This is a genomic window from Pseudomonas sp. zfem002 (assembly GCF_032621685.1).
In the GTDB taxonomy this organism is placed as follows: domain Bacteria; phylum Pseudomonadota; class Gammaproteobacteria; order Pseudomonadales; family Pseudomonadaceae; genus Aquipseudomonas; species Aquipseudomonas japonica.
Window position 1 is genome coordinate 118,700 of the sequence record NZ_JAVYJH010000014.1, and the last position, 25,385, is coordinate 144,084.

Sequence of the window (25,385 nt, forward strand, 5' to 3'; positions counted from 1 at the left end):
GCTTTTTCGTTGCCGCAGAAAACCGCGGGGCAAGCCCCGCGATTATCGTCAGGCCATTTCCGCCGTGGTTTCGAAGTCGAAGACCAGTTCGCCATCGCGGATATCGACATGCACCACACCGCCATGCTCGGCCAGCTCGCCGAACAGGATCTCCTCGGCCAGCGGCCGCTTGATCTTGTCCTGGATAAGCCGTGCCATCGGCCGCGCGCCCATCTGCGCATCGTAGCCGCCTGTCGCCAGCCAGCTGCGCGCCGCATCGGACACCTCCAGCAGGACGCGCTTGTCCTCCAGTTGCGCCTGCAGCTCGGTGAGGAACTTGTCCACCACGCTCTTGATGGTTTCGTGAGTGAGGCGACCGAACTGGATGATGGTATCCAGACGGTTGCGGAACTCCGGCGTGAAGCTCTTCTTGATCACTTCCATCGCGTCGGACGAATGATCCTGATGAGTGAAACCGATCGACGCACGGGCCGCGGTTTCCGCACCGGCGTTGGTGGTCATGATCAGGATCACGTTGCGGAAGTCCGCCTTGCGCCCGTTGTTGTCGGTCAGGGTACCGTGGTCCATGACCTGCAGCAGCAGGTTGAAGACTTCCGGATGCGCCTTCTCGATCTCGTCGAGCAGCAACACGCAGTGCGGCTGCTTGGTGATCGCCTCGGTGAGCAGACCGCCCTGGTCGAAGCCGACATAACCTGGAGGTGCACCGATCAGGCGCGACACGGTGTGCCGCTCCATGTACTCGGACATGTCGAAACGTACCAGCTCGACCCCCAGCGCCTTGGCCAGTTGCCGCGCCACCTCGGTCTTGCCGACCCCGGTCGGGCCGGAGAACAGGAAGGACCCGACCGGCTTGTCCGGTGCCTTGAGGCCGGCACGAGAAAGCTTGATCGCGGTGGCCAGCGAGTCGATGGCCGCATCCTGACCGAACACGGTCAGCTTCAGGTCGCGCTCCAGGTTGCGCAGCAGCTCCTTGTCGGAACTGGTGACGTGTTTTGGCGGAATCCGCGCGATCTTGGCGACGATGTCCTCGACCTGCGGCACCTCGATGCGCTTGACCCGCGCCTCGACCGGTTGCAGACGCTGATAGGCGCCCGCTTCGTCGATCACGTCGATGGCCTTGTCCGGCATGTGCCGATCATTGATGTAGCGCGCCGCCAGTTCAGCCGCGGCACGCAGGGCTTCATCGCTGTACTCGATGCTGTGATGCGACTCGAAACGACCTTTGAGCCCGCGCAGGATGCCGACGGTATCTTCCACCGACGGCTCGCTGACATCGACTTTCTGGAAGCGCCGCGCCAGTGCCCGGTCCTTCTCGAAGATGCCGCGGAACTCCTGGAAGGTGGTCGAACCGATGCAGCGGATATCGCCGGAAGACAGCAACGGCTTGAGCAGGTTCGAGGCGTCCATCACCCCGCCGGATGCCGCACCGGCACCGATGATGGTGTGAATTTCGTCGATGAACAGGATCGCTTGCGGACGTTTGCGCAGCTCTCCGAGCAGCGCCTTGAAGCGCTTCTCGAAATCACCGCGGTATTTGGTTCCGGCCAGCAGGGCGCCGAGGTCGAGGGAGTAGACCACGCTGTGGGACAGCAAGTCCGGCACCTGGCCATCGACGATACGCTTGGCCAGCCCCTCGGCGATGGCGGTCTTGCCGACACCGGCCTCACCGACCAGCAACGGATTGTTCTTGCGCCGCCGGGCGAGGATCTGCGCTACCCGTTCGACTTCGGTTTCACGACCGACCAGCGGATCGATCCGGCCCTGACGGGCCAGCTCGTTGAGGTTGCTGGCATAGGCGTCCAGAGGATTGCCCGAGGACGAGGTTTCGCCACCGTCCTCGTCCTGCATGTCCTGTTCGCCTTCCTGGTGTTCGCCGTGTCCCGGAACCTTGGAAATGCCGTGGGCGATGTAGTTGACCACATCGATGCGAGCCACGCTTTGCTGCTTGAGCAGGAACACCGCCTGGCTTTCCTGCTCACTGAAAATCGCTACCAGCACATTGGCACCGGTCACTTCACGCTTGCCCGAGCTCTGTACATGGAAAACGGCACGCTGCAGCACCCGCTGGAAGCCCAGGGTCGGCTGGGTCTCACGGTCCTCGTCGTGCACGGGGATCAAAGGAGTAGTGGAGTCGATGAACTCCTGCAGATCGTGTTTGAGCTTGTCGAGATTTGCGCCGCATGCGCGCAGAACGGTGGCGGCTGCCTCGTTGTCCAGCAATGCCAGCAGAAGGTGCTCGACGGTCATGAACTCATGACGCTTCGAGCGCGCCTCCTTGAAGGCCAGATTGAGGGTGACTTCGAGCTCGCGGTTTAACATAGCTTCACCTCATACCCAAGTGGTCGGCGATTAACCGTCCTTCTCGATTTCACAGAGTAGCGGATGCTGGCTTTCCCTGGCGTATTGGTTGACCTGCATGGCCTTGGTCTCGGCGATGTCGCGGGTAAACAATCCGCACACTGCCCGCCCTTCTGTATGGACGGCCAGCATGACCTTGGTCGCCAGCTCGCGGTTCAGGTTAAAAAACACCTCGAGCACTTCGACGACGAAATCCATCGGTGTGTAGTCATCGTTGAACAAAACCACCTTGTACATCGGTGGCGCCTGCAGCGCCGGCTTGGATTCCTGTACGGCCAGGCCGGAACTATCGTCCTCATGCGATTGCGGGCGATCCTGATTGAATGTTAGTCGAATCTGGCTATGTGCATGCATGGAAAGAATTTCATCATTTCGACAGGTTAAGGTTGTGGGTTGACCGCTGTAACCGGCGCAGAATACGGCTCGTCGCCTGACCTTGACTATCGGCAAAACGGTGTTACAACCAATAAGAACCCACCGTGGTCGATAAAGATCCGCGCAGTCAACCAGAAATTTCGCAGGTTCGTATGCGGATGGAGTGGATGATACTCCAGTGATGGAGTCCTTTGCAGAGGGATATGAGGATGGCAAGCGGTAAAGTCAAGTGGTTCAACAATGCGAAGGGTTACGGCTTCATCAATGAAGACGGCAAATCGGATGACCTGTTCGCGCATTACTCGGCAATCCAGATGGACGGCTACAAGACGCTGAAAGCCGGACAGGCCGTAACTTTCGAAATTCTTCAGGGCCCCAACGGATTGCTGGCCAAGAACATCCAGGCTTGTAAAACCGGCAGCGAGGTCCAGAACGCCACGTCCACAGCCGCAAGCATCTGACCACAGGCAGCATTTTCAGTCGAAACCGGCCAACCGCCCCGAGACGGTCGGCCGGTTTTTTCTTTACATGTGCTTGATCAGCGCTTCACCGAAGCCGGAGGACGAGACCAGGGTCGCGCCTTCCATCAGTCGCTCGAAGTCGTAGGTCACGGTCTTGGCGCGGATCGCGCCGTTGGTGCCCTTGATGATCAGGTCGGCCGCCTCGGTCCAGCCCAGGTGGCGCAGCATCATCTCCGCGGACAGGATCACCGAGCCCGGGTTCACCTGATCCTTGCCGGCGTACTTCGGCGCGGTGCCGTGGGTCGCTTCGAACATCGCCACGGTGTCGGACAGGTTGGCGCCCGGCGCGATACCGATACCGCCCACTTCCGCTGCCAGGGCATCGGACAGGTAGTCACCGTTGAGGTTGAGGGTGGCGATCACGTCATATTCGGCAGGACGCAGCAGGATCTGCTGGAGCATCGCGTCGGCGATGGCATCCTTGACGATGACTTCACGACCGGTTTTCGGGTTCTTGAACTTCATCCACGGGCCGCCATCCAGCAACTCGGCGCCGAACTCGTTCTTCGCCACTTCGTAGCCCCAGTCCTTGAAGGCACCTTCGGTGAACTTCATGATGTTGCCCTTGTGCACGATGGTCAGCGACTTGCGGTCGTTGTCCACGACATATTGCAGGGCCTTGCGCACCAGGCGCTGGGTGCCTTCCTTCGACACCGGCTTGACGCCGATACCGCAGTCCTGGTCGAAACGGATCTTGGTGACCCCCATTTCCTCCTTGAGGAACTTGATCACCTTGTTCGCCTCCGGCGACCCGGCCTTCCACTCGATGCCGGCATAGATGTCCTCGGAGTTCTCGCGGAAGATCACCATGTCGACGTCACCCGGCTTCTTCACCGGACTCGGCACGCCGTCGAACCACACCACGGGGCGCAGGCAGACGTAGAGGTCGAGTTGCTGGCGCAGGGCCACGTTGAGAGAACGAATGCCGCCACCGACCGGGGTAGTCAGCGGCCCCTTGATGGAAACCACGTAATCCTTCACCGCATCGAGGGTTTCCTGGGGCAGCCAGGTGTCCTGGTCATAGACCTGGGTGGCCTTCTCGCCGGCATAGACTTCCATCCAGGAAATCTTGCGCTTGCCGCCGTAAGCCTTCTCGACCGCAGCGTCGACCACTTTGATCATGACCGGGGTGACATCGACGCCAATGCCGTCGCCTTCAATGAACGGGATGATCGGATTGTCTGGAACATTGAGAGAATGGTCTGCGTTGACGGTGATTTTGTCGCCGACTGCCGGAACCTCGATTTTCTGGTATCCCATGCTGCACTCCGCTTTTTTCTTGGTTTGAAGTCCTGCAATCCCCAGAGCCTAACCCACTTGGCGGCGAACGGGAACCTTGTCGCCAAAACCGTCACAAAGCGGGAAAACGCTCTACGTCTTTGGTCTATAGACGATTATCCGATATGTTCGCCTTGATGATTAGGACCAAGGAATTGGTATACTGCGCCGGTGACTCAAGGGTCACTCGGGGCGAGATGTCCGCTACAGGCCCCGCGGCCCCGACAAGACTGGACTGTTACCGCGGTCCAGCCGTTTGACACTCGACTGATGCAACCCACCATCACAGCCCGGGATCCTCGACTTTCCGCTCATGGATGTGTCTGAGCGAAGCGCTTACCCTGCGCGCCCTACCGAGATTCCGAGCACGCTCAGCAAAACAGAGAGTTAACCCGAATATGTCCACCCGATCCAAGATCATCTACACCTTCACCGACGAAGCCCCCGCCCTCGCCACCTTCTCGCTGCTCCCTATCGTCGAAGCCTTCACCGCTACCGCCGACATCGCGGTAGAAACCCGGGACATCTCTCTCGCGGGTCGCATCCTCTCCGCCTTCCCAGAACAGCTCGGCGCCGACAAGCAAGTGGCCGACCACCTGGCGGAACTGGGCCGACTGGCGACCACCCCTGAAGCCAACATCATCAAGCTGCCGAACATCAGCGCCTCGGTTCCACAACTGAAAGCCGCGATCAAGGAGCTGCAAGGCAAGGGCTACAACGTCCCGGACTATCCGGAAGCACCGGCCAACGACGCCGAGAAGGAAGCCCGCGCCCGCTACGACCGCATCAAGGGCAGCGCCGTGAACCCGGTCCTGCGCGAAGGCAACTCCGACCGCCGCGCCCCGCTGTCGGTCAAGAACTATGCCCGCAAGCACCCGCACAAGATGGGCGCCTGGGCCGCTGACTCCCAGTCCCACGTCGCTCACATGAGCCACGGCGACTTCTACGGCAGCGAAAAAGCCGCACTCATCGAAGCCGATGACAGCCTGCGTATCGAATTGCTGGGCAAGGACGGCGCCACCACCGTCCTGAAAGAAAAAACCGCGGTCAAGGCCGGCGAGATCGTCGACTGCGCGGTCATGAGCACCAAGGCCCTGCGCGCCTTCGTCGCCAAGGAAATCGAAGACGCCAAGGCCAGTGGCGTACTGCTCTCGGCCCACCTGAAAGCCACCATGATGAAGGTCTCCGACCCGATCATGTTCGGCCAGATCGTCGCCGAGTACTACGCCGACGCGCTGAACAAGCACGCCGCCGTCCTCGAGGAAATCGGCTTCAACCTGAACAACGGCATCGGCGACCTGTACGCCCGCATCAAGTCCCTGCCAGCCGAGCAGCAGGCGCAGATCGAAGCCGACATCCAGGCCGTCTACGCCGTTCGCCCGGCCCTGGCCATGGTCAACTCCGACAAGGGCATCACCAACCTGCACGTGCCGAGCGACGTGATCGTCGACGCCTCGATGCCGGCGATGATCCGTGACTCGGGCAAGATGTGGAACACCGCAGGCCAGCTGCAGGACACCAAGGCACTGATCCCGGACCGTTGCTACGCGACCATCTACCAGGCCGTGATCGAAGACTGCAAGAAACACGGCGCCTTCGACCCGACCACCATGGGCAGCGTGCCGAACGTCGGCCTGATGGCACAGAAAGCCGAAGAGTACGGCTCTCACGACAAGACCTTCCAGGCCAAGGCCGACGGCACCATCCGCGTCGTGGACAGCAAGGGCAACCTGCTGCTGCAACAGGAAGTGGAAGCAGGCGACATCTTCCGCATGTGCCAGACCAAGGACGCACCGATCCAGGACTGGGTCAAGCTGGCCGTCAACCGTGCTCGCGCCAGCAGCACCCCGGCGATCTTCTGGCTCGACCCGCAACGCGCCCACGACGGCGTGCTGATCGAGAAAGTGCAGAAGTACCTGAAGGATCACGACACCACCGGCCTGGACATCCGTGTCCTGGCCCCGGTCGAAGCGATGAAGGTTTCCCTGGAGCGCATCCGCGCCGGCCAGGACACCATCTCGGTCACCGGCAACGTGCTGCGCGACTACCTGACCGACCTGTTCCCGATCATGGAACTGGGCACCAGCGCCAAGATGCTGTCGATCGTGCCGCTGATGAACAACGGCGGTCTGTTCGAGACCGGCGCTGGCGGTTCGGCGCCGAAGCACGTGCAGCAACTGGTCGAGGAAAACTTCCTGCGCTGGGACTCCCTGGGTGAATTCCTTGCCCTGGCCGCGTCCCTGGAGCACCTGGGCAACGCCTACGCCAACCCGAAAGCCAAGGTACTGGCGGCAACCCTGGACCAGGCCACCGGCCAGTTCCTGGATGGCAACAAGTCCCCGGCACGCAAGGTCGGCGGCATCGACAACCGTGGCAGCCACTTCTACCTGACCCTGTTCTGGGCCCAGGCACTGGCCGCCCAGAGCGAAGACGCCGCCCTGCAGGCGCGCTTCGCCCCGCTGGCCAAGGTCCTGAGCGAGAACGAAGCGACCATCGTCGCCGAGCTCAACGCCGTCCAGGGCAAACCAGCCGAAATCGGTGGCTACTACTTCACCGACGTCGAGCTGACCAGCAAAGTGATGCGCCCAAGCCAGACCTTCAACAGCGCGATCGCCGCACTGTAAAGGCCGCTTAAGCAGCAAGGAAAACCCCGGCCACGCACCGGGGTTTTTCTATTTCTCCGAACGCCCCCGTAGGAGCTGGCTTGCCTGCGAAAGGACCGCGAAGCGGTCCCAAACCGTGTTGCCAATGAGATTTTCGGGACCGCGCCGCGGTCCTTTCGCAGGCAAGCCAGCTCCTACGGGGGGCGGCGCAACGCTCAACAAGGACTCCACCATGACCTGGCAACCCCACATCACCGTCGCCACCATCGTCGAAGACCAGGGCCGCTTCCTCCTGGTCGAGGAATTCAAGGCCGGCAAGCACGTCTTCAACCAGCCCGCCGGCCACCTGGAGGCCAACGAGACCCTGCTCCAGGCCGCGTTGCGGGAAACCCTCGAAGAAACCGCCTGGGACGTCGAACTCACCGGCGTCGTCGGCATCTACCTGTATACCGCCCCCAGCAATGGCGTGACCTACCAGCGCATCTGCTTCGCCGCCAGGCCCGTGAAGCACCATGCCGAACGCGCCCTGGACAGCGATATCGTGCGCGCCGTGTGGATGACCCACGAGGAACTGCTCGCCGATCCGCAACGCTGGCGCAGCGAATTGGTACCACAGTGCATCGAGGACTACCTCAGCGGTCCGCTGCACAGCCTGGCGCTGATCCGCAACTAAGGTGCCTTTCGCCTTGCAGGACGCAGCCTGATAGAATCGTCGTCTTTTTCCAGATACGCACCCATAGCCATGTCCGAACCAGCTCTCCAAGAACCCGAAAAGACCCGCGTCATCGTCGGCATGTCCGGCGGCGTGGACTCTTCCGTTTCCGCCCTCCTGCTGATGGAGCAGGGCTACCAGGTGGAAGGCCTGTTCATGAAGAACTGGGAAGAGGACGACGGCACCGAATACTGCACCGCCCGCGAAGACCTGGCCGACGCCCAGGCCGTGTGCGACCGCATCGGCATCAAGCTGCACACCGCCAACTTCGCCGCGGAATACTGGGACAACGTCTTCGAGCACTTCCTCGAGGAGTACAAGGCCGGCCGCACGCCGAACCCGGACATCCTGTGCAACCGTGAGATCAAGTTCAAGGCGTTCCTCGACTACGCCCTGGCCCTGGGCGCCGACCTGATCGCCACCGGCCACTACGTGCGCCGCCGCGATATCGACGGCCGCACCGAACTGCTCAAGGGCCTCGATCCGAACAAGGACCAGAGCTATTTCCTCCACGCCGTCGGCGGCGAGCAGATCGCCCGCACCCTGTTCCCGGTGGGCGAACTGGAAAAGCCCGAAGTCCGCGCCATCGCTGAGAAACATGGCCTGGCCACGGCGAAGAAGAAGGACTCCACCGGCATCTGCTTCATCGGCGAACGTCGTTTCAGCGACTTCCTCAAGCAGTACCTGCCCGCCCAACCAGGCGAGATCCAGACCACCGATGGCGAGGTCATCGGCCAGCACCACGGCCTGATGTACCACACCATCGGCCAGCGCCAGGGCCTTGGCATCGGCGGTCTCAAGGACGCCGGCGACGAGCCGTGGTACGTGCTGGAAAAAGACCTGTCGCGCAACGTGCTGGTGGTCGGCCAGGGCAACGAACACCCGTGGCTGTTCTCCCGCGCCCTGCTCGCCTCGGAGATTTTCTGGGTCAACCCGATCGACCTGTCCGTGCCGCGGCGCCTGACCGCCAAGGTGCGCTACCGCCAGAGCGACCAGGACTGCACCCTGGAGCGCACCGCCAGCGGTTATCGCGCGGTGTTCGACGAGCCGCAGCGCGCGGTGACGCCCGGTCAGTCCGTGGTGTTCTACGACGGTGAAGTCTGCCTCGGTGGCGGTGTGATCGAGATCGCCGAGCCGTGGAGCAGCCGCGGATGAACCAGACGCAGGAACAATTGATCGCGCTGGGCGGTGTGTTCCAGGCCGCCGTGCTGGTGGACCGCATCGCCCGCACCGGCTCGGCCAGCGAAGCCAACATCGGCTGCATGCTCGGCAGCCTGCTGGTGCGCGACCCGAAGGACACCCTGGAAGTCTTCGGCGGCGACGACATCAACCTGCGCGACGGCTACCGCGCCCTGGCCAGTGCCCTCGAGCGCGACCCCGGTAGCCTGCAGCGCGAGCCGCTGCGCTACGCCCTGTCCATGCTCGGCCTGGAACGCCAACTGGCCAAGCGTGACGACATGCTGGAAACCATCGGCAATCGCCTGCCGCAGATCCAGTCCCAGGCCGATCACTTCGGCCTGGTTCACGAAAACGTCATCGCCTCGAGCGGCGCGCTGTATCAGGATACGTTGAGCACCCTGCGCCAGCGCATCCAGGTGCATGGCGACATGCGCCACCTGCAGCAGACCAACAACGCCTCGAAGATTCGCGCCCTGCTGCTTGCCGGCATCCGCGCCGCGCGCCTCTGGCGGCAGTTGGGCGGGCATCGCTGGCAGCTGGTGTTCAGCCGCCGCAAACTGCTGCGCGAGCTTTACCCGATGCTTCGCGGCTGACAGTACCTTTTGTCAGCCACCCGACTCCGGCGCATTTTTCATGTATGATATGCGCCCTCTTAAAAGCCTGACTGTCCGAGAACACCCCATGCAGCTCTCCTCGCTCACTGCGGTTTCCCCTGTAGACGGCCGCTACGCCGGCAAAACCCAGGCCCTGCGCCCCATTTTCAGCGAATACGGCCTGATCCGTTTCCGCGCCCTGGTCGAAGTACGCTGGCTCCAGCGCCTGGCCGCCCACCCGCAGATCGCCGAGGTTCCGGCCTTCTCCGCCGACGCCAACGCACTGCTCAATGGCCTGGCCGACGACTTCACCCTCGAGCACGCCGAGCGCGTCAAGGAAATCGAGCGCACCACCAACCACGACGTCAAGGCCATCGAGTACCTGCTCAAGGAGCAGGCCGCCAAGCTGCCGGAACTGGCCAAGGTCAGCGAGTTCATCCACTTCGCCTGCACCAGCGAGGACATCAACAACCTGTCCCACGCCCTGATGCTGCGTGAAGGCCGTGACAGCGTGCTGCTGCCGCTGATGCGCCAGATCGCCGAAGCCATCCGCACCCTGGCGCACCGCTTCGCCGACGTGCCGATGCTGTCGCGCACCCACGGCCAGCCGGCGTCGCCGACCACCCTGGGCAAAGAGCTGGCCAACGTCGTCTACCGCCTGGAGCGGCAGATCGCGCAGGTCGCCGCCGTACCGCTGCTGGGCAAGATCAACGGCGCCGTGGGCAACTACAACGCGCACCTGTCGGCCTACCCGCAGATCGACTGGGAAGCCAACGCCCGCGCCTTCATCGAAGACGAGCTGGGCCTGGTGTTCAACCCGTACACCACGCAGATCGAGCCGCACGACTACATCGCCGAGCTGTTCGACGCGATCGCCCGCTTCAACACCATCCTCATCGACTTCGACCGCGACGTCTGGGGCTACATCTCGCTGGGCTACTTCAAGCAGAAGACCGTCGCCGGCGAAATCGGCTCCTCGACCATGCCGCACAAGGTCAACCCGATCGACTTCGAGAACTCCGAAGGCAACCTGGGCATCGCCAACGCGCTGTTCCAGCACCTGGCCAGCAAGCTGCCGATCTCCCGCTGGCAGCGTGACCTGACCGACTCCACCGTGCTGCGCAACCTCGGTGTCGGCTTCGCCCACAGCGTGATCGCCTACGAAGCCAGCCTCAAAGGCATCGGCAAGCTGGAAATCAACACCGCACGCATCGCCGAAGACCTGGACGCCTGCTGGGAAGTCCTGGCCGAGCCGATCCAGACCGTGATGCGCCGCTACGACATCGAGAACCCCTACGAGAAGCTCAAGGAGCTGACTCGTGGCAAGGGCATCAGCCCGCAGGCGCTGCTGACCTTCATCGACGGCCTGGACATGCCAGCCGAAGCTCGCGAAGAGCTGAAGAAGCTGACCCCTGCCAGCTACATCGGTAACGCAGCGGCGCAAGCCAAGCGCGTCTGATCCGCGACCCGCGTTTTAACGCCCGGCCGAGCCGGGCGTTTTTATTCCTGAAAGAAAATTGTCTTTTTTCAATAGGTTAATCATGAATCCTGATATCCCACTGCAGCTTCTCGGCGGTTTGACCGCGCGCCAGTTCATGCGCGACTACTGGCAGAAAAAACCGTTGCTGGTCCGTCAGGCCTTTACCGATTTCGAAAGCCCCATCGACGCCGACGAACTGGCCGGCCTGGCCCTGGAAGAAGAAGTCGAATCGCGCCTGGTGCTCGAACACGGCGAAACCCCGTGGGAACTGCGCCGCGGCCCGTTCACCGAAGACACCTTCAGCACCCTGCCGGAGCGTGACTGGACCCTGCTGGTGCAGTCGGTCGACCAGTTCGTCCCCGAGGTCGCCGAACTGCTGGAGCACTTCCGCTTCCTGCCGAGCTGGCGCATCGACGACGTGATGATCAGCTTCGCCGCGCCAGGTGGCAGCGTCGGCCCGCACTTCGACAACTACGACGTGTTCCTCCTGCAGGGCCACGGCAAGCGCAACTGGAAAGTCGGGCAGATGTGCAACAGCGACAGCGCCCTGCTGGAGCATGCCGACCTGCGTATCCTCGCCGACTTCGAGCAGAGCGACGAGTGGGTCCTGGAGCCCGGCGACATGCTCTACCTGCCGCCACGCCTGGCGCACTACGGCGTTGCCGAAGACGACTGCCTGACCTACTCGGTAGGCTTCCGCGCGCCAAGCGCCGCCGAAGTGCTGACCCACTTCACCGATTTCCTCGGCCAGTTCCTCACCGATGAAGAGCGCTACAGCGACGCCGATGCCCAGCCGGTCAGCGACGATCCCCACCAGATCCAGCACGATGCCCTCGGTCGCCTGAAAAGCCTGCTCAACGAGCACATGGGCGACGAACGCCTGCTGCTGACCTGGTTCGGCCAGTTCATGACCGAGCCACGCTACCCGGAACTGGTCAGCGGCGAAGAACTGAGCGAAGAAGACCTGGTCGACAGCCTGGAGCAAGGCGCGATCATCATCCGCAATCCGAGCGCGCGCCTGGCCTGGTCGGAAGTGGACGACAACCTGCTGCTCTTCGCCAGCGGCCAGAGCCGCCTGCTGCCGGGCCATCTGCGCGAACTGCTGAAGCTGATCTGCGCCGCCGACGCCCTGCACATCGAGAACCTGGCCGACTGGCTGGGCGACGAAACCGGCCTGGAACTGGTCTGCCAACTGGTCAAGCAAGGAAGCCTGGGGTTCGCCAATGAATAAGATCAAGGTCCGTCTGGCCGACTGGCACAAGGACAACGCCGATATCCGGCGCATTCGCGAGGCGGTATTCATCGCCGAGCAGAACGTGCCGCCAGAGCTGGAATGGGATTCGGACGACAACGACGCGATCCACTTCCTTGCCGTCGAGGACGACTACGCCATCGGTACCGCGCGCCTGCTGCCGGACGGCCAGATCGGCCGGGTTTCGGTGCTCAAGGACTGGCGCGGCCTGAAAGTCGGCGATGCGCTGATGCAGGCGGCCATCGTCGAGGCGCAGAACCGCGACCTGAGCCAGCAGATGCTGACGGCGCAAACCCATGCCACGGCGTTCTACGAGCGCCTGGGGTTCCGCGTGGTCAGCGAGGAGTTCCTGGAAGCCGGCATTCCCCATGTAGACATGGTGCGCGACTCGAAACCGCTGTAACACACCCCCGTAGGAGCGCGGCTTGCCCGCGAAGGACCGCAGCGCGGTCCGCATTTGCGTCGCCATGCGGGACCGCGCTGCGGTCCTTCGCGGGCAAGCCACGCTCCTACAAAGGCCCGAGCCAGCAAACACAACCCATACAACCTTCACAATCTTTGCCATCATGTCCACTCCACCCGCGGAGATCATGGACATGCCGCTACGCTCCCTGCTCGCCTCCCTGCTTCTGTCGTTCAGCCTCAACGCGCTGGCCGCTACCGAAGTCCTGCCCCTGAACCACCGCACCAGCGCCGAAATCCTCCCCGCCGCGCAAGCCTTCCTGGGCCGCGACGGCAGCGTCAGCGCCTTCGAGAACAAACTTATCGTCAAGGCAGAACCCGGCAAGATCGACGAACTTCGCACCCTTCTGCGCGATCTGGACACAGCGCCGAAACGCCTGCTGATCAGCGTCGACAACAACGACAGCAACTTCCAGGACAACCGCGGCAACGCCCGGATCATCCGCTACGGCACCGCCAATCGCGACGGCGGCCTGCAGCAGGTGCAAGCCAGCGAAGGCACCCCGGCACTGATCCAGATCGGCCAGAGCATTCCCGTCACCAGCACCCAGACCGACAGCTATGGGCGCCTGCAAAGCCAGACCGAATACCGCAACGTCACCCAGGGTTTCTATGTCACCGCCAGTGTCGCCGGCGACACCGTGCACCTGAACATCAGCACCAACAACGACCGCATGAGCCAGGAGCGCCAGGATGTAGTGAAAGTACAAAGTACCGACACAAAGGTCACCGGCAGGCTCGGCGAATGGATCACCCTCGCGGGGTTCAATGCTCAAAGCCAAGCCGAACGCTCTACCTCGGCCCTCTCGTACTCGACCCAGCGCGGTGAAAACATGACATTGCGGGTAAAAGTCGACGAACTGGGCGCAAGCCAGTGAAATCAAGGCCTCGACCAACGGCTTTGAAACTGACTGATGGGTCGCATTAGACCAAAGATGTAGTGGAATGAAAAAACCACTACAAAACATTTGACGACCTGCAATCGCAGAGGCATGATGGCCCCGCTCCCGCTAATCAGGGGCCCTGGCAAGGGCCTTCGGGTCGCGCCTCGAACCTACCCCCGAGGCCGATTCGTGTCTGTACGGCCCACAAGGCGCGTTTGACGAGATCACGACTGGAACGAAGTTGTCCCGAGGGACGGAAGCGCATCAAACGGTACATGGCATTCCCTGATCGAAGCAGCACGGCAACCACGAGCCAACCTGCCCGGCAGTCGCCCGCACCCTGCTCACTTCCTCCCCCGAGCCCATCGTTCAACGTCGCGATTTCGCCAGACGAGACTGATTCATCGCCAGCGTTCCTGAGCCGCGAGCATTCGGTGCTGCCCCTGTAAGAACAGCGCAGCCGACAGAGCGAACATTTTTCACCAAGACCTATGCGACGAGGTTTATTTCCATGGCACTGACACGCGAACAGCAAATTGCAGCCCTCGAAAAAGACTGGGCCGAGAACCCGCGCTGGAAAGGCGTGACCCGTACCTACACCGCTGCCGATGTCGTCCGTCTGCGTGGTTCGATCCAGCCAGAGCACACCCTGGCTCGCCTGGGTGCGGAAAAACTGTGGAACCTGGTGACCAAGGGCGCGCATCCGTCCTTCCGCCCTGAAAAAGATTTCGTCAACTGCATGGGCGCCCTGACCGGCGGCCAGGCTGTTCAACAGGTCAAGGCCGGCATCCAGGCCATCTACCTGTCCGGCTGGCAAGTGGCTGCCGACAACAACTCGGCCGAATCCATGTACCCAGACCAGTCCCTGTACCCAGTGGACTCGGTTCCGACCGTGGTCAAGCGCATCAACAACTCGTTCCGTCGCGCCGACCAGATCCAGTGGAAAGCTGGCAAGAACCCAGGCGACGAAGGCTACGTCGACTACTTCGCACCGATCGTGGCTGACGCCGAAGCCGGTTTCGGCGGCGTACTGAACGCCTACGAGCTGATGAAGAACATGATCGAAGCAGGCGCTGCCGGCGTTCACTTCGAAGACCAGCTGGCTTCCGTGAAGAAGTGCGGCCACATGGGCGGCAAAGTACTGGTTCCAACCCAGGAAGCCGTGCAGAAGCTGACCGCTGCTCGTCTGGCAGCCGACGTTGCCGGCGTACCGACCATCATCCTGGCCCGTACCGACGCCAACGCCGCTGACCTGCTGACCAGCGACTGCGACCCGTACGACCAGCCGTTCGTGATCGGCGAGCGCACCCAGGAAGGTTTCTACAAGGTTCGTGCCGGCCTGGATCAAGCCATCGCCCGCGGCCTGGCCTACGCTCCTTACGCCGACCTGATCTGGTGCGAAACCGCCAAGCCGGACCTGGACGAAGCCCGTCGCTTCGCCGAAGCGATCAAGAAGGAATACCCGGACCAGATCCTGTCGTACAACTGCTCGCCTTCCTTCAACTGGAAGAAGAACCTGGACGACGCCACCATCGCCAAGTTCCAGCGCGAACTGTCGGCAATGGGCTACAAGCACCAGTTCATCACCCTGGCCGGTATCCACAACATGTGGCACGGCATGTTCAACCTGGCGCACGACTACGCCCGCAACGACATGACCGCCTACGTCAAGCTGCAGGAGCAGGAATTCGCTGACGCATCGAAAGGCTACACCTTCGTTGCTCACCAGCAGGAAGTCGGCACCGGCTACTTCGACGACATGACCACCGTGATCCAGGGCGGTTCGTCCTCGGTGACCGCGCTGACCGGCTCCACCGAAGAAGAGCAGTTCCACTGATTCAAGCGCTGTAGCATTCGGGTAACACGCGAGGCCCGGAACCTGTGATGGGGTTCCGGGCCTCGTTTCATTTTCTCCCCGCACCTCGTGTCGCGATCCTTTGGCTATGCTTGCACGCACGCCAGATCAAAGGACCGGCCATGCCCCGCTCCACACCCCTGCTCGCCCTCGCCCTGCTGGGCGGCGCCCTCTATCTATATGCACTGCACGCCGGCAGCCCCTGGCTGGCCCTGGCGGCGAAACCGATTCCGGTGCTGATGCTGCTGCTCTGGCTGACCCGTGCGCCGGCAACGGCCTATCGCCATGCGGTCATGACCGGACTGGGCCTGTCGATCATCGGTGACCTGGCCCTGGCCTGGCCGGGAGACTGGTTCGTCGTCGGCCTGGCAGCGTTTCTCTGCGCCCACCTGGCGTATCTCTGGGCCTACCTGGGCAAGACCCGCCACCTCGCCACCGGCGCCCTGCTGATCGCCGCGCTGTGTGGCGCCAGCCTGTTCGGCCTGCTGGCCTGGAACGGCCTTGGAGCGCTGCTGGTGCCAGTAGCGCTGTACGCCCTGACCATCAGCGCCATGCTCTGGCGCGCCCTGGCCTGCGGCGGCCTGGCTGGCATCGGCGCGCTGAGTTTCGTGTTCTCCGACAGCCTGATCGGCATCGACCGCTTCGTCAGCCCGTTCGCTGCCGCGCCGTACCTGATCATCCTGTTCTACTGGCTCGGGCAATGGGCAATCGCCGCCTCGGCGCAGTCGGCAACATCCGCCGAAACCTTGATCCAGAGCGCGACGACACCGGACAAAAGCGTCTAGAACACGGGCTGCAAATAACGTGCAGGGGAAACAGGCAATGAACTTCTTAGTTGACTCGAACAGTCGGAATAACAGCAGACCTCTAAATGATATCAATTATCATTTCGAAACTTGCAGTTCATTACGCCGGGAAAGAAACATAATTAACGAAACCAGCGACAATGCCCGAAATACAAGGCTTTCAGCGAGTTACGAAAGATTTTTGTTCTTAATCCTACGAATAAATTTGCAGCAGAAATTTTACTTGCACCCGGTTTACCCATAAAATCAGCGCGATAGATTCCGCTGCGACATATCGTCACTGCTCTACTTCTTTTCAAGCTCAGAGACCACGTGCTCTGTTAAGGATTCTCAGCATGCCCGATTCGACTGGACTGATCGCCCACAACTGGGGTTTCGCCATTTTCCTGTTGGGTGTCGTCGGCCTCTGCGCCTTCATGCTCGGCCTGTCCAGCCTGCTCGGCAGCAAGGCCTGGGGCCGCAGCAAGAACGAACCGTTCGAATCCGGCATGCTGCCCACCGGCGGCGCCCGTCTGCGCCTGTCGGCCAAATTCTATCTGGTCGCGATGCTGTTCGTGATCTTCGATATCGAAGCCCTCTTTCTCTTTGCATGGTCTGTGTCCGTCCGCGAAAGCGGCTGGACCGGATTCGTCGAAGCACTCGTTTTCATAGCAATTCTGTTGGCAGGTCTTGTCTACCTTTGGCGGGTCGGGGCGCTCGATTGGGCTCCCGTGGGTCGCCGCAAGCGGCAAGCGAAGCTGAAACAATGAGGCTTTGGCAATGCAATACAATCTCACCAGAATCGATCCGGATGCGCCCAACGAGCAGTATCCCATCGGAGAACGGGAAACCGTCTCCGATTCGCTGCTAGAGGACCAGGTCCACAAGAACATCTTCATGGGCAAGCTTGAAGATGTGCTGAGTGGCGCGGTCAACTGGGGTCGCAAGAACTCCCTGTGGCCGTACAACTTCGGCCTGTCCTGCTGCTACGTGGAGATGACCACGGCGTTCACCGCGCCGCACGACATCGCCCGTTTCGGCGCCGAAGTGATCCGGGCATCACCGCGTCAGGCCGACTTCATGGTCATCGCCGGCACCTGCTTCATCAAGATGGCGCCGATCATCCAGCGCCTGTACGAGCAGATGCTGGAACCGAAGTGGGTCATTTCCATGGGTTCGTGCGCCAACTCCGGCGGCATGTACGACATCTACTCGGTCGTCCAGGGGGTCGACAAGTTCCTCCCCGTGGATGTCTACGTACCCGGCTGCCCGCCTCGCCCTGAAGCGTTCCTGCAAGGCCTGATGCTCTTGCAGGAATCGATCGGCCAGGAGCGACGCCCTCTTTCCTGGGTCGTCGGCGATCAAGGCGTGTACCGCGCCGAGATGCCGGCCCAGAAAGATCTGCGTCGTGAACAGCGCATGCAGGTGACCAACCTGCGCAGCCCCGACGAAGTCTGATCCAGCGACCTGCCGCCCGTTCCCAGGAACCGGCGGCCTGGCTTCATTCTCTACGTTGACCGAAAGCGACCGAGACCATGACAGCGGACACCGCTATTTATATTCCGCCTTACAAGGCTGACGACCAGGATGTGGTCGTCGAACTGCACAACCGTTTTGGCGCCGAGGCGTTCACCGCCCAGGAAACCCGTACCGGCATGCCGGTGCTGTGGGTTGACCGCGCCCGCCTGATCGAAGTGATGACCTTCCTGCGCAACGTCGCCAAGCCGTACAGCATGCTGTACGACCTGCACGGCGTCGACGAGCGTCTGCGCACCCAGCGCCGCGGCCTGCCGGGTGCCGACTTCACCGTGTTCTACCACCTGCTCTCGGTGGAACGTAACAGCGACGTGATGATCAAGGTTTCCCTCAGCGAAACCGACCTGAGCGTGCCGACCATCACCGGTATCTGGCCGAACGCCAACTGGTACGAGCGCGAAGTCTGGGACATGTTCGGCATCGACTTCCCGGGCCACCCGCACCTGACCCGCATCATGATGCCGCCGACCTGGGAAGGTCACCCGCTGCGCAAGGACTTCCCGGCGCGCGCCACCGAGTTCGATCCGTTCACCCTGAACCTGGCCAAGCAGCAGCTGGAAGAAGAAGCCGCGCGCTTCAATCCGGAAGCCTGGGGCATGAAGCGTCAGGGCGCGAACGAGGACTACATGTTCCTCAACCTCGGCCCGAACCACCCGTCCGCCCACGGTGCCTTCCGTATCGTCCTGCAGCTGGACGGTGAAGAGATCGTCGACTGCGTCCCGGACATCGGCTACCACCACCGTGGCGCCGAGAAGATGGCCGAGCGCCAGTCCTGGCACAGCTTCATTCCCTACACCGACCGTATCGACTACCTCGGCGGGGTGATGAACAACCTGCCGTACGTCCTTGCCGTCGAGAAGCTGGCCGGGATCAAGGTGCCGCAGAAGGTCGACACCATCCGCGTGATGCTCGCCGAGTTCTTCCGCATCACCAGCCACCTGCTGTTCCTGGGTACCTACATCCAGGACGTCGGCGCCATGACCCCGGTGTTCTTCACCTTCACCGACCGTCAGCGCGCCTACACCGTGATCGAAGCCATCACCGGCTTCCGCCTGCACCCGGCCTGGTACCGCATCGGTGGCGTCGCCCACGACCTGCCACGCGGCTGGGACAAGCTGGTCAAGGACTTCGTCGAATGGCTGCCCAAGCGCCTCGACGAATACACCAAGGCCGCCCTGCAGAACAGCATCCTCAAGGGCCGCACCATCGGCGTTGCCCAGTACAACACCAAGGAAGCCCTGGCCTGGGGCGTCACCGGTGCCGGCCTGCGTTCCACCGGCCTGGACTTCGACCTGCGCAAGGCCCGTCCTTACTCCGGCTACGAGAACTTCGAGTTCGAAGTACCGCTGGCCCACAACGGCGATGCCTACGATCGCTGCATGGTCCGTGTCGAGGAGATGCGCCAGAGTATCCGCATCATCGACCAGTGCCTGCGCAACATGCCGGAAGGCCCGTACAAGGCGGATCACCCGCTGACCACGCCGCCGCCGAAAGAGCGCACCCTGCAGCACATCGAAACCCTGATCACCCACTTCCTGCAGGTTTCGTGGGGTCCGGTCATGCCGGCCAACGAGTCCTTCCAGATGATCGAGGCGACCAAGGGCATCAACAGTTACTACCTGACGAGCGACGGCGGCACCATGAGCTACCGCACCCGGATTCGCACGCCGAGCTACCCGCACCTGCAGCAGATCCCTTCGGTGATCCGCGGCAGCATGGTCGCGGACCTCATCGCGTACCTGGGCAGTATCGACTTCGTTATGGCTGACGTGGACCGCTAAGCATGAACAGCACGCTTATCCAAACCGACCGTTTCGCCCTGAGCGAAACCGAGCGCTCGGCCATCGAGCACGAGATGCACCACTACGAGGACCCGCGCGCGGCGTCCATCGAAGCCCTGAAGATCGTCCAGAAGCAGCGCGGCTGGGTGCCGGACGGCGCCATCCACGCCATCGGCGAGATCCTCGGCATTCCCGCCAGCGACGTCGAAGGCGTGGCGACCTTCTATAGTCAGATCTTCCGCCAGCCGGTCGGTCGCCACATCATCCGCGTCTGCGACAGCATGGTCTGCTACATCGGCGGCCATGAATCCGTGGTCGGCCAGATCCAGAGCGAGCTGGGCATCGGCCTTGGCCAGACCACCCCGGACGGCCGCTTCACCCTGCTGCCGGTGTGCTGCCTGGGCAACTGCGACAAGGCCCCGGCGCTGATGATCGACGACGATACCTTTGGCGATGTGCAGCCAACCGGTGTCGCCAAACTGCTGGAGGGTTACGTATGACCATCACTTCCTTCGGCCCGGCCAACCGCATCGCGCGCAAGGCCGAGACCCATCCGCTGACCTGGCGTCTGCGCGATGACGGCGAACCGGTATGGTTCGACGAATACCAGGCGAAGAATGGCTATGCCGCAGCACGCAAGGCGTTCGCGCAGATGTCCCAGGACGATATCGTCCAGACCGTCAAGGACTCCGGCCTCAAGGGCCGCGGCGGTGCGGGCTTCCCCACCGGCGTGAAGTGGGGCCTGATGCCGAAAGACGAATCCATGAACATCCGCTACCTGCTGTGCAACGCGGACGAAATGGAGCCGAACACCTGGAAGGACCGCATGCTGATGGAGCAACAGCCCCATCTGCTGGTCGAGGGCATGCTGATCAGCGCCCGTGCCCTCAAGGCCTACCGCGGCTACATCTTCCTGCGTGGCGAGTACACCACCGCCGCGCGCAACCTCAACCGCGCCATCGATGAAGCCAAGGCCGCAGGCCTGCTGGGCAAGAACATCCTCGGCAGCGGTTTCGATTTCGAGCTGTTCGTGCACACCGGTGCCGGCCGCTACATCTGCGGTGAAGAAACCGCGCTGATCAACTCGCTGGAAGGCCGTCGCGCCAACCCGCGCTCCAAGCCGCCCTTCCCCGCCGCCGTCGGCGTCTGGGGCAAGCCGACCTGCGTCAACAACGTCGAGACCCTGTGCAACGTGCCGGCGATCGTCGATGGCGGCGTCGACTGGTACAAGTCGCTGGCCCGCGAAGGCAGCGAAGACCACGGCACCAAGCTGATGGGCTTCTCCGGCAAGGTGAAGAACCCGGGCCTGTGGGAACTGCCGTTCGGCGTCACCGCCCGCGAGCTGTTCGAGGACTACGCCGGCGGCATGCGCGACGGCTACAAGCTCAAGTGCTGGCAGCCAGGCGGCGCCGGTACCGGCTTCCTCCTGCCCGAGCACCTCGATGCGCAGATGTACGCCGGTGGCATCGCCAAGGTCGGCACCCGGATGGGTACCGGCCTGGCCATGGCGGTGGACGACAGCATCAGCATGGTCTCCCTGCTGCGCAACATGGAAGAGTTCTTCGCCCGCGAATCCTGCGGCTGGTGCACACCGTGCCGCGACGGCCTGCCATGGAGCGTGAAGATGCTGCGCGCACTGGAGAAAGGCCAGGGCAAGCGCGAGGACATCGACACCCTGCTGCAGCTGGTCAACTTCCTCGGCCCAGGCCGCACCTTCTGTGCTCACGCACCAGGTGCCGTCGAGCCGCTGGGCAGTGCCATCAAATACTTCCGCTCGGAGTTCGAGGCCGGCGTCGCCAGCAATCCTGCTGCCGAAGCCCTGAGCCCGAACCTGGCCAAGCCTCTGCCGGCCGGGCCGATTGTAGTCGGCGCATAACAAGATGAAAAAGCGGAGGGTCCGTGCCCTCCGCCAGCCACGCGGGCTCGCCCGACACTGTCGCGCGAGCCGCGGGCACACCGATTTCCATTAGCCACACCCGCTCACGCGGGCCAACGAAGAACTTTGAACCATGGCCACTATCCACGTAGACGGCAAAGCGCTCGAAGTCAACGGTGCGGACAACCTGTTACAGGCATGTCTGTCGCTCGGCCTCGACATCCCCTATTTCTGCTGGCACCCGGCGCTCGGTAGCGTCGGCGCCTGCCGGCAGTGCGCGGTCAAGCAGTACACCGACGAGAACGACACCCGCGGTCGTATCGTCATGTCCTGCATGACCCCTGCCTCCGACGGCACCTGGATCTCCATCGACGACGACGAGTCCAAGGCGTTCCGCGCCAGCGTCGTCGAATGGCTGATGACCAACCACCCGCACGACTGCCCGGTGTGCGAGGAAGGCGGTCACTGCCACCTGCAGGACATGACGGTAATGACCGGCCACAACGAGCGCCGCTACCGTTTCACCAAGCGTACCCACCAGAACCAGGAGCTCGGCCCGTTCATCGCCCACGAGATGAACCGCTGCATCGCCTGCTATCGCTGCGTGCGCTACTACAAGGACTACGCCGGCGGTACCGACCTGGGTGTCTATGGCGCCCACGACAACGTCTACTTCGGCCGCGTCGAGGACGGTGCCCTGGAGAGCGAGTTCTCCGGCAACCTGACCGAGGTCTGTCCGACCGGTGTGTTCACCGACAAGACCCACTCCGAGCGCTACAACCGCAAATGGGACATGCAGTTCGCCCCGAGCATCTGCCATGGCTGCTCCAGCGGCTGCAACATCAGCCCCGGTGAACGCTACGGCGAACTGCGCCGCATCGAGAACCGCTTCAACGGCTCGGTGAACCAGTACTTCCTCTGCGACCGCGGCCGCTTCGGCTACGGCTACGTCAACCGCGCCGACCGCCCACGCCAGCCACTGCTCGCCGATGGCAGCAAGCTGAGCCTGGACGCCGCCCTGGACAAGGCCGCCGACCTGCTGCGCGGCCGTACCATCGTCGGCATCGGTTCGCCACGCGCCAGCCTGGAAAGCAACTACGGCCTGCGCGAGCTGGTCGGCGCCGAGTACTTCTACTCGGGTATGGAAGCTGCAGAGCTTGCGCACGTGCGCCTGGTCCTGCAGGTGCTCAACGACAGCCCGCTGCCGGTCCCGACCCTGCGCGACATCGAGGACCACGATGCCGTGTTCGTCCTCGGCGAAGACCTGACCCAGACCGCTGCCCGCGTCGCCCTGGCCGTGCGCCAGGCCACCAAGGGCAAGGCCGAGGCCATGGCCGAAGCAATGAAAGTGCAGCCATGGCTCGACGCCGCGGTGAAGAACATCGGCCAGCACGCGCTGTACCCGCTGTTCATCGCCAGCCTGGCCGAGACCAAGCTCGATGACGTCGCCGAAGAGTGCGTGCACGCCGCTCCCGCCGACCTGGCCCGTATCGGTTTCGCCGTGGCCCATGCCATCGACCCGAGCGCCCCGGCCGTCGAAGGCCTGGACGCCGAGGCCGTGGAACTGGCCAAGCGCATCGCCGACGCCCTGGTCGCCGCCAAGCGTCCGCTGATCGTGTCCGGTGGCTCGCTGGGCGAAAAAGCCCTGATCGAAGCCGCGGCCAACATCGCCAAGGCCCTGAAGCTGCGTGAAAAAGCCGGCTCCCTGAGCCTGGTGGTGCCGGAAGCCAACAGCATCGGCATGGCCATGTTCGGTGGCGACTCCGTCGACGCCGCCCTCGACGCGGTGATTTCCGGCAAGGCCGACGCCATCGTCGTCCTGGAAAACGACCTGTACAGCCGCGTGCCGGCCGCCAAGGTCGACGCCGCCTTCGCCGCCGCCAAGGTGATCATCGTCGCCGATCACTCGAAGACCGCGACCACCGACCGTGCCCACCTGGTGCTGCCGGCCGCCTCCTTCGCCGAAGGCGACGGTACCCTGGTCAGCCAGGAAGGCCGCGCCCAGCGCTTCTTCCAGGTCTTCGATCCGACCTACCTGGACAGCAGCATCCTGGTCCACGAAGGCTGGCGCTGGATGCACGCCCTGCGTGCGACCCTGCTGAACAAGCCGGTGGACTGGACCCAGCTCGACCAGGTCACCAGCGCCTGCGCCACTGTCGCGCCGCAACTGGCCGGCATCGTCAACGCCGCGCCGTCCGCCGCGTTCCGCATCAAGGGCCTGAAACTGGCCCGCGAGCCGCTGCGCTACTCCGGTCGTACCGCCATGCGCGCCAACATCAGCGTGCACGAACCGCGTACCCCGCAGGACAAGGACACCGCCTTCGCCTTCTCCATGGAAGGCTACTCGGGCTCCGCCGAACCGCGCTCCCAGGTGCCGTTCGCCTGGTCGCCGGGCTGGAACTCGCCGCAAGCCTGGAACAAGTTCCAGGACGAGGTCGGTGGCCACCTGCGTGCTGGCGATCCAGGCACCCGCCTGATCGAGTCGCAAGGCGATCGCCTGAACTGGTTCGCCAGCGTTCCGGGCGCCTTCGCCCCGGCCCGTGGCACCTGGAAAGCGGTGCCGTTCTACCACCTGTTCGGCAGCGAGGAGAACTCCTCCCGTGCCGCCCCGGTGCAGGAACGCATCCCGCAGCCTTACGTCGCGCTGGCCAAGTCGGAAGCCGACCGCCTGGGCGTCAACGAAGGTGCCCTGCTCAGCCTGAACGTAGCCGGCCAGACCCTGCGCCTGCCGCTGCGTATCAATGAAGAACTGGGCGCTGGCCTGGTTGCCCTGCCGAAAGGCCTGGCCGGTATTCCGCCAGCCATCTTCGGTGCGTCCGTCGAAGGCCTGCAGGAGGCAGCACAATGAGCTGGTTCACCCCCGAAGTGATCGATGTGATCATCGCCGTCCTCAAGGCCATCGTGGTCCTGCTGGCGGTGGTGGTCTGCGGCGCGCTGCTCAGCTTCGTCGAGCGGCGCCTGCTGGGCTGGTGGCAGGACCGCTACGGTCCGAACCGCGTCGGCCCGTTCGGCATGTTCCAGATCGCCGCCGACATGCTGAAGATGTTCTTCAAGGAAGACTGGAACCCGCCCTTCGTCGACCGCATGATCTTCACCCTGGCCCCGGTAGTCGCCATGAGCGCACTGCTGATCGCCTTCGTGATCATCCCGATCACCCCGACCTGGGGTGTCGCGGACCTGAACATCGGCCTGCTGTTCTTCTTCGCCATGGCTGGCCTGTCGGTGTACGCCGTACTGTTCGCCGGCTGGTCGTCGAACAACAAGTACGCCCTGCTCGGCAGCCTGCGTGCCTCCGCCCAGACCGTGTCCTATGAAGTGTTCATGGGCCTGGCGCTGATGGGCGTGGTGGTCCAGGCCGGTTCGTTCAACATGCGAGACATCGTCGACTACCAGGCGCAGAACCTGTGGTTCATCATTCCGCAGTTCTTCGGCTTCTGTACCTTCTTCATCGCTGGCGTGGCCGTGACTCACCGTCACCCGTTCGACCAGCCGGAAGCGGAGCAGGAACTGGCCGACGGTTACCACATCGAGTATGCCGGCATGAAATGGGGCATGTTCTTCGTCGGCGAGTACATCGGCATCATCCTGATCTCGGCGCTGCTGGTAACCCTGTTCTTCGGTGGCTGGCACGGTCCGTTCGATATCCTGCCGCAGATCCCGTTCATCTGGTTCGCCCTGAAGACCGGCTTCTTCATCATGCTGTTCATCCTGCTGCGTGCCTCGATCCCGCGCCCGCGCTATGACCAGGTGATGGACTTCAGCTGGAAGTTCTGCCTGCCGCTGACCCTGATCAATTTGCTGGTGACCGCTGCGATCGTGTTGCTCAACACGCCAGCTGTTGCGGCCCAGTGAGGA

General features: G+C 62.9%; 21 protein-coding genes. 18 read left to right on the forward strand and 3 right to left on the reverse strand.

All coding sequences use genetic code 11. The features are described from left to right. Nucleotides 1-48: 48 nt before the first annotated feature. Nucleotides 49-2,319: an ATP-dependent Clp protease ATP-binding subunit ClpA gene (gene clpA / locus RTI28_RS17195; RefSeq protein ID WP_316921576.1), complete on the reverse strand. Its 2,271-nt coding sequence runs from the start codon at nt 2,317-2,319 to the stop codon at nt 49-51. 30 nt (nt 2,320-2,349) lie between these two features. Continuing rightward, nucleotides 2,350-2,712: an ATP-dependent Clp protease adapter ClpS gene (gene clpS, locus RTI28_RS17200; RefSeq protein ID WP_042125447.1), complete on the reverse strand. Its 363-nt coding sequence runs from the start codon at nt 2,710-2,712 to the stop codon at nt 2,350-2,352. A 230-nt stretch (nt 2,713-2,942) separates the two neighbouring features. On the opposite strand from clpS, the gene cspD reads away from it, so the two are divergent. After that, nucleotides 2,943-3,194 (forward strand): cold shock domain-containing protein CspD, encoded by a 252-nt coding sequence (cspD, locus tag RTI28_RS17205; RefSeq protein WP_316921577.1) that lies wholly within the window; start codon nt 2,943-2,945, stop codon nt 3,192-3,194. Between the two features lie 63 nt (nt 3,195-3,257). Here cspD and icd read toward each other — a convergent pair whose 3' ends face one another. Continuing rightward, nucleotides 3,258-4,514, reverse strand: coding sequence for an NADP-dependent isocitrate dehydrogenase (icd, locus tag RTI28_RS17210; RefSeq protein ID WP_316921578.1), 1,257 nt, complete (start codon nt 4,512-4,514; stop codon nt 3,258-3,260). 416 nt (nt 4,515-4,930) lie between these two features. Between icd and RTI28_RS17215 the strand changes: the two genes are divergently transcribed. The 17 genes from RTI28_RS17215 to nuoH all read left to right on the forward strand — a co-directional run bounded on the left by RTI28_RS17215 (nt 4,931) and on the right by nuoH (nt 25,382). Then, a complete protein-coding gene (locus RTI28_RS17215; RefSeq protein ID WP_316921579.1) occupies nt 4,931-7,156 on the forward strand; it encodes an NADP-dependent isocitrate dehydrogenase in 2,226 nt (741 codons plus the stop codon). 211 nt (nt 7,157-7,367) lie between these two features. Beyond that, a complete protein-coding gene (locus RTI28_RS17220) occupies nt 7,368-7,808 on the forward strand; it encodes an NUDIX hydrolase (protein WP_316921580.1) in 441 nt (146 codons plus the stop codon). 69 nt (nt 7,809-7,877) lie between these two features. Continuing rightward, nucleotides 7,878-9,002, forward strand: a complete 1,125-nt coding sequence (gene mnmA, locus RTI28_RS17225; protein ID WP_316921581.1) for a tRNA 2-thiouridine(34) synthase MnmA — start codon at nt 7,878-7,880, stop codon at nt 9,000-9,002. Beyond that, nucleotides 8,999-9,619 carry a high frequency lysogenization protein HflD gene (gene hflD / locus RTI28_RS17230; protein WP_316921582.1) on the forward strand — a complete coding sequence of 207 codons (621 nt, stop codon included), beginning with the start codon at nt 8,999-9,001 and terminating at the stop codon, nt 9,617-9,619. The genes mnmA and hflD overlap by 4 nt, the downstream gene beginning before the upstream one ends. Nucleotides 9,620-9,707: 88 nt before the next feature. Then, entirely contained in the window at nt 9,708-11,078 is a 1,371-nt protein-coding gene (purB, locus tag RTI28_RS17235; protein WP_316921583.1) for an adenylosuccinate lyase, read from the forward strand. Nucleotides 11,079-11,160: 82 nt separating this feature from the next. Further along, the gene (locus tag RTI28_RS17240) at nt 11,161-12,330 is read left to right on the forward strand and encodes a cupin domain-containing protein (RefSeq protein WP_316921584.1); all 1,170 of its coding nucleotides are present in this window, start codon (nt 11,161-11,163) and stop codon (nt 12,328-12,330) included. Then, nucleotides 12,323-12,754 carry a GNAT family N-acetyltransferase gene (locus RTI28_RS17245; RefSeq protein WP_316921585.1) on the forward strand — a complete coding sequence of 144 codons (432 nt, stop codon included), beginning with the start codon at nt 12,323-12,325 and terminating at the stop codon, nt 12,752-12,754. The genes RTI28_RS17240 and RTI28_RS17245 overlap by 8 nt, the downstream gene beginning before the upstream one ends. Before the next feature lie 193 nt (nt 12,755-12,947). After that, on the forward strand, nt 12,948-13,691 hold the full coding sequence (locus RTI28_RS17250; protein ID WP_316921586.1) for a secretin N-terminal domain-containing protein: 744 nt from the start codon (nt 12,948-12,950) through the stop codon (nt 13,689-13,691). 517 nt (nt 13,692-14,208) lie between these two features. Then, nucleotides 14,209-15,534 carry an isocitrate lyase gene (gene aceA / locus RTI28_RS17255; protein ID WP_316921587.1) on the forward strand — a complete coding sequence of 442 codons (1,326 nt, stop codon included), beginning with the start codon at nt 14,209-14,211 and terminating at the stop codon, nt 15,532-15,534. 140 nt (nt 15,535-15,674) lie between these two features. Then, the gene (locus tag RTI28_RS17260) at nt 15,675-16,337 is read left to right on the forward strand and encodes a lysoplasmalogenase (RefSeq protein ID WP_316921588.1); all 663 of its coding nucleotides are present in this window, start codon (nt 15,675-15,677) and stop codon (nt 16,335-16,337) included. A 356-nt stretch (nt 16,338-16,693) separates the two neighbouring features. Next, nucleotides 16,694-17,107, forward strand: coding sequence for an NADH-quinone oxidoreductase subunit A (locus tag RTI28_RS17265; RefSeq protein ID WP_009400986.1), 414 nt, complete (start codon nt 16,694-16,696; stop codon nt 17,105-17,107). A 10-nt stretch (nt 17,108-17,117) separates the two neighbouring features. Beyond that, complete coding sequence (locus tag RTI28_RS17270) at nt 17,118-17,795, forward strand: NADH-quinone oxidoreductase subunit B (protein WP_042125472.1); 678 nt, start codon at nt 17,118-17,120, stop codon at nt 17,793-17,795. A gap of 77 nt (nt 17,796-17,872) precedes the next feature. Next, entirely contained in the window at nt 17,873-19,654 is a 1,782-nt protein-coding gene (nuoC, locus tag RTI28_RS17275; protein WP_316921589.1) for an NADH-quinone oxidoreductase subunit C/D, read from the forward strand. A 2-nt stretch (nt 19,655-19,656) separates the two neighbouring features. Then, nucleotides 19,657-20,154: an NADH-quinone oxidoreductase subunit NuoE gene (gene nuoE, locus RTI28_RS17280; RefSeq protein WP_316921590.1), complete on the forward strand. Its 498-nt coding sequence runs from the start codon at nt 19,657-19,659 to the stop codon at nt 20,152-20,154. Continuing rightward, complete coding sequence (gene nuoF, locus RTI28_RS17285) at nt 20,151-21,530, forward strand: NADH-quinone oxidoreductase subunit NuoF (protein WP_316921591.1); 1,380 nt, start codon at nt 20,151-20,153, stop codon at nt 21,528-21,530. The genes nuoE and nuoF overlap by 4 nt, the downstream gene beginning before the upstream one ends. Before the next feature lie 133 nt (nt 21,531-21,663). Continuing rightward, nucleotides 21,664-24,378 carry an NADH-quinone oxidoreductase subunit NuoG gene (gene nuoG / locus RTI28_RS17290; RefSeq protein ID WP_316921592.1) on the forward strand — a complete coding sequence of 905 codons (2,715 nt, stop codon included), beginning with the start codon at nt 21,664-21,666 and terminating at the stop codon, nt 24,376-24,378. After that, nucleotides 24,375-25,382, forward strand: coding sequence for an NADH-quinone oxidoreductase subunit NuoH (gene nuoH, locus RTI28_RS17295; protein ID WP_316921593.1), 1,008 nt, complete (start codon nt 24,375-24,377; stop codon nt 25,380-25,382). The genes nuoG and nuoH overlap by 4 nt, the downstream gene beginning before the upstream one ends. Nucleotides 25,383-25,385: the final 3 nt, after the last annotated feature.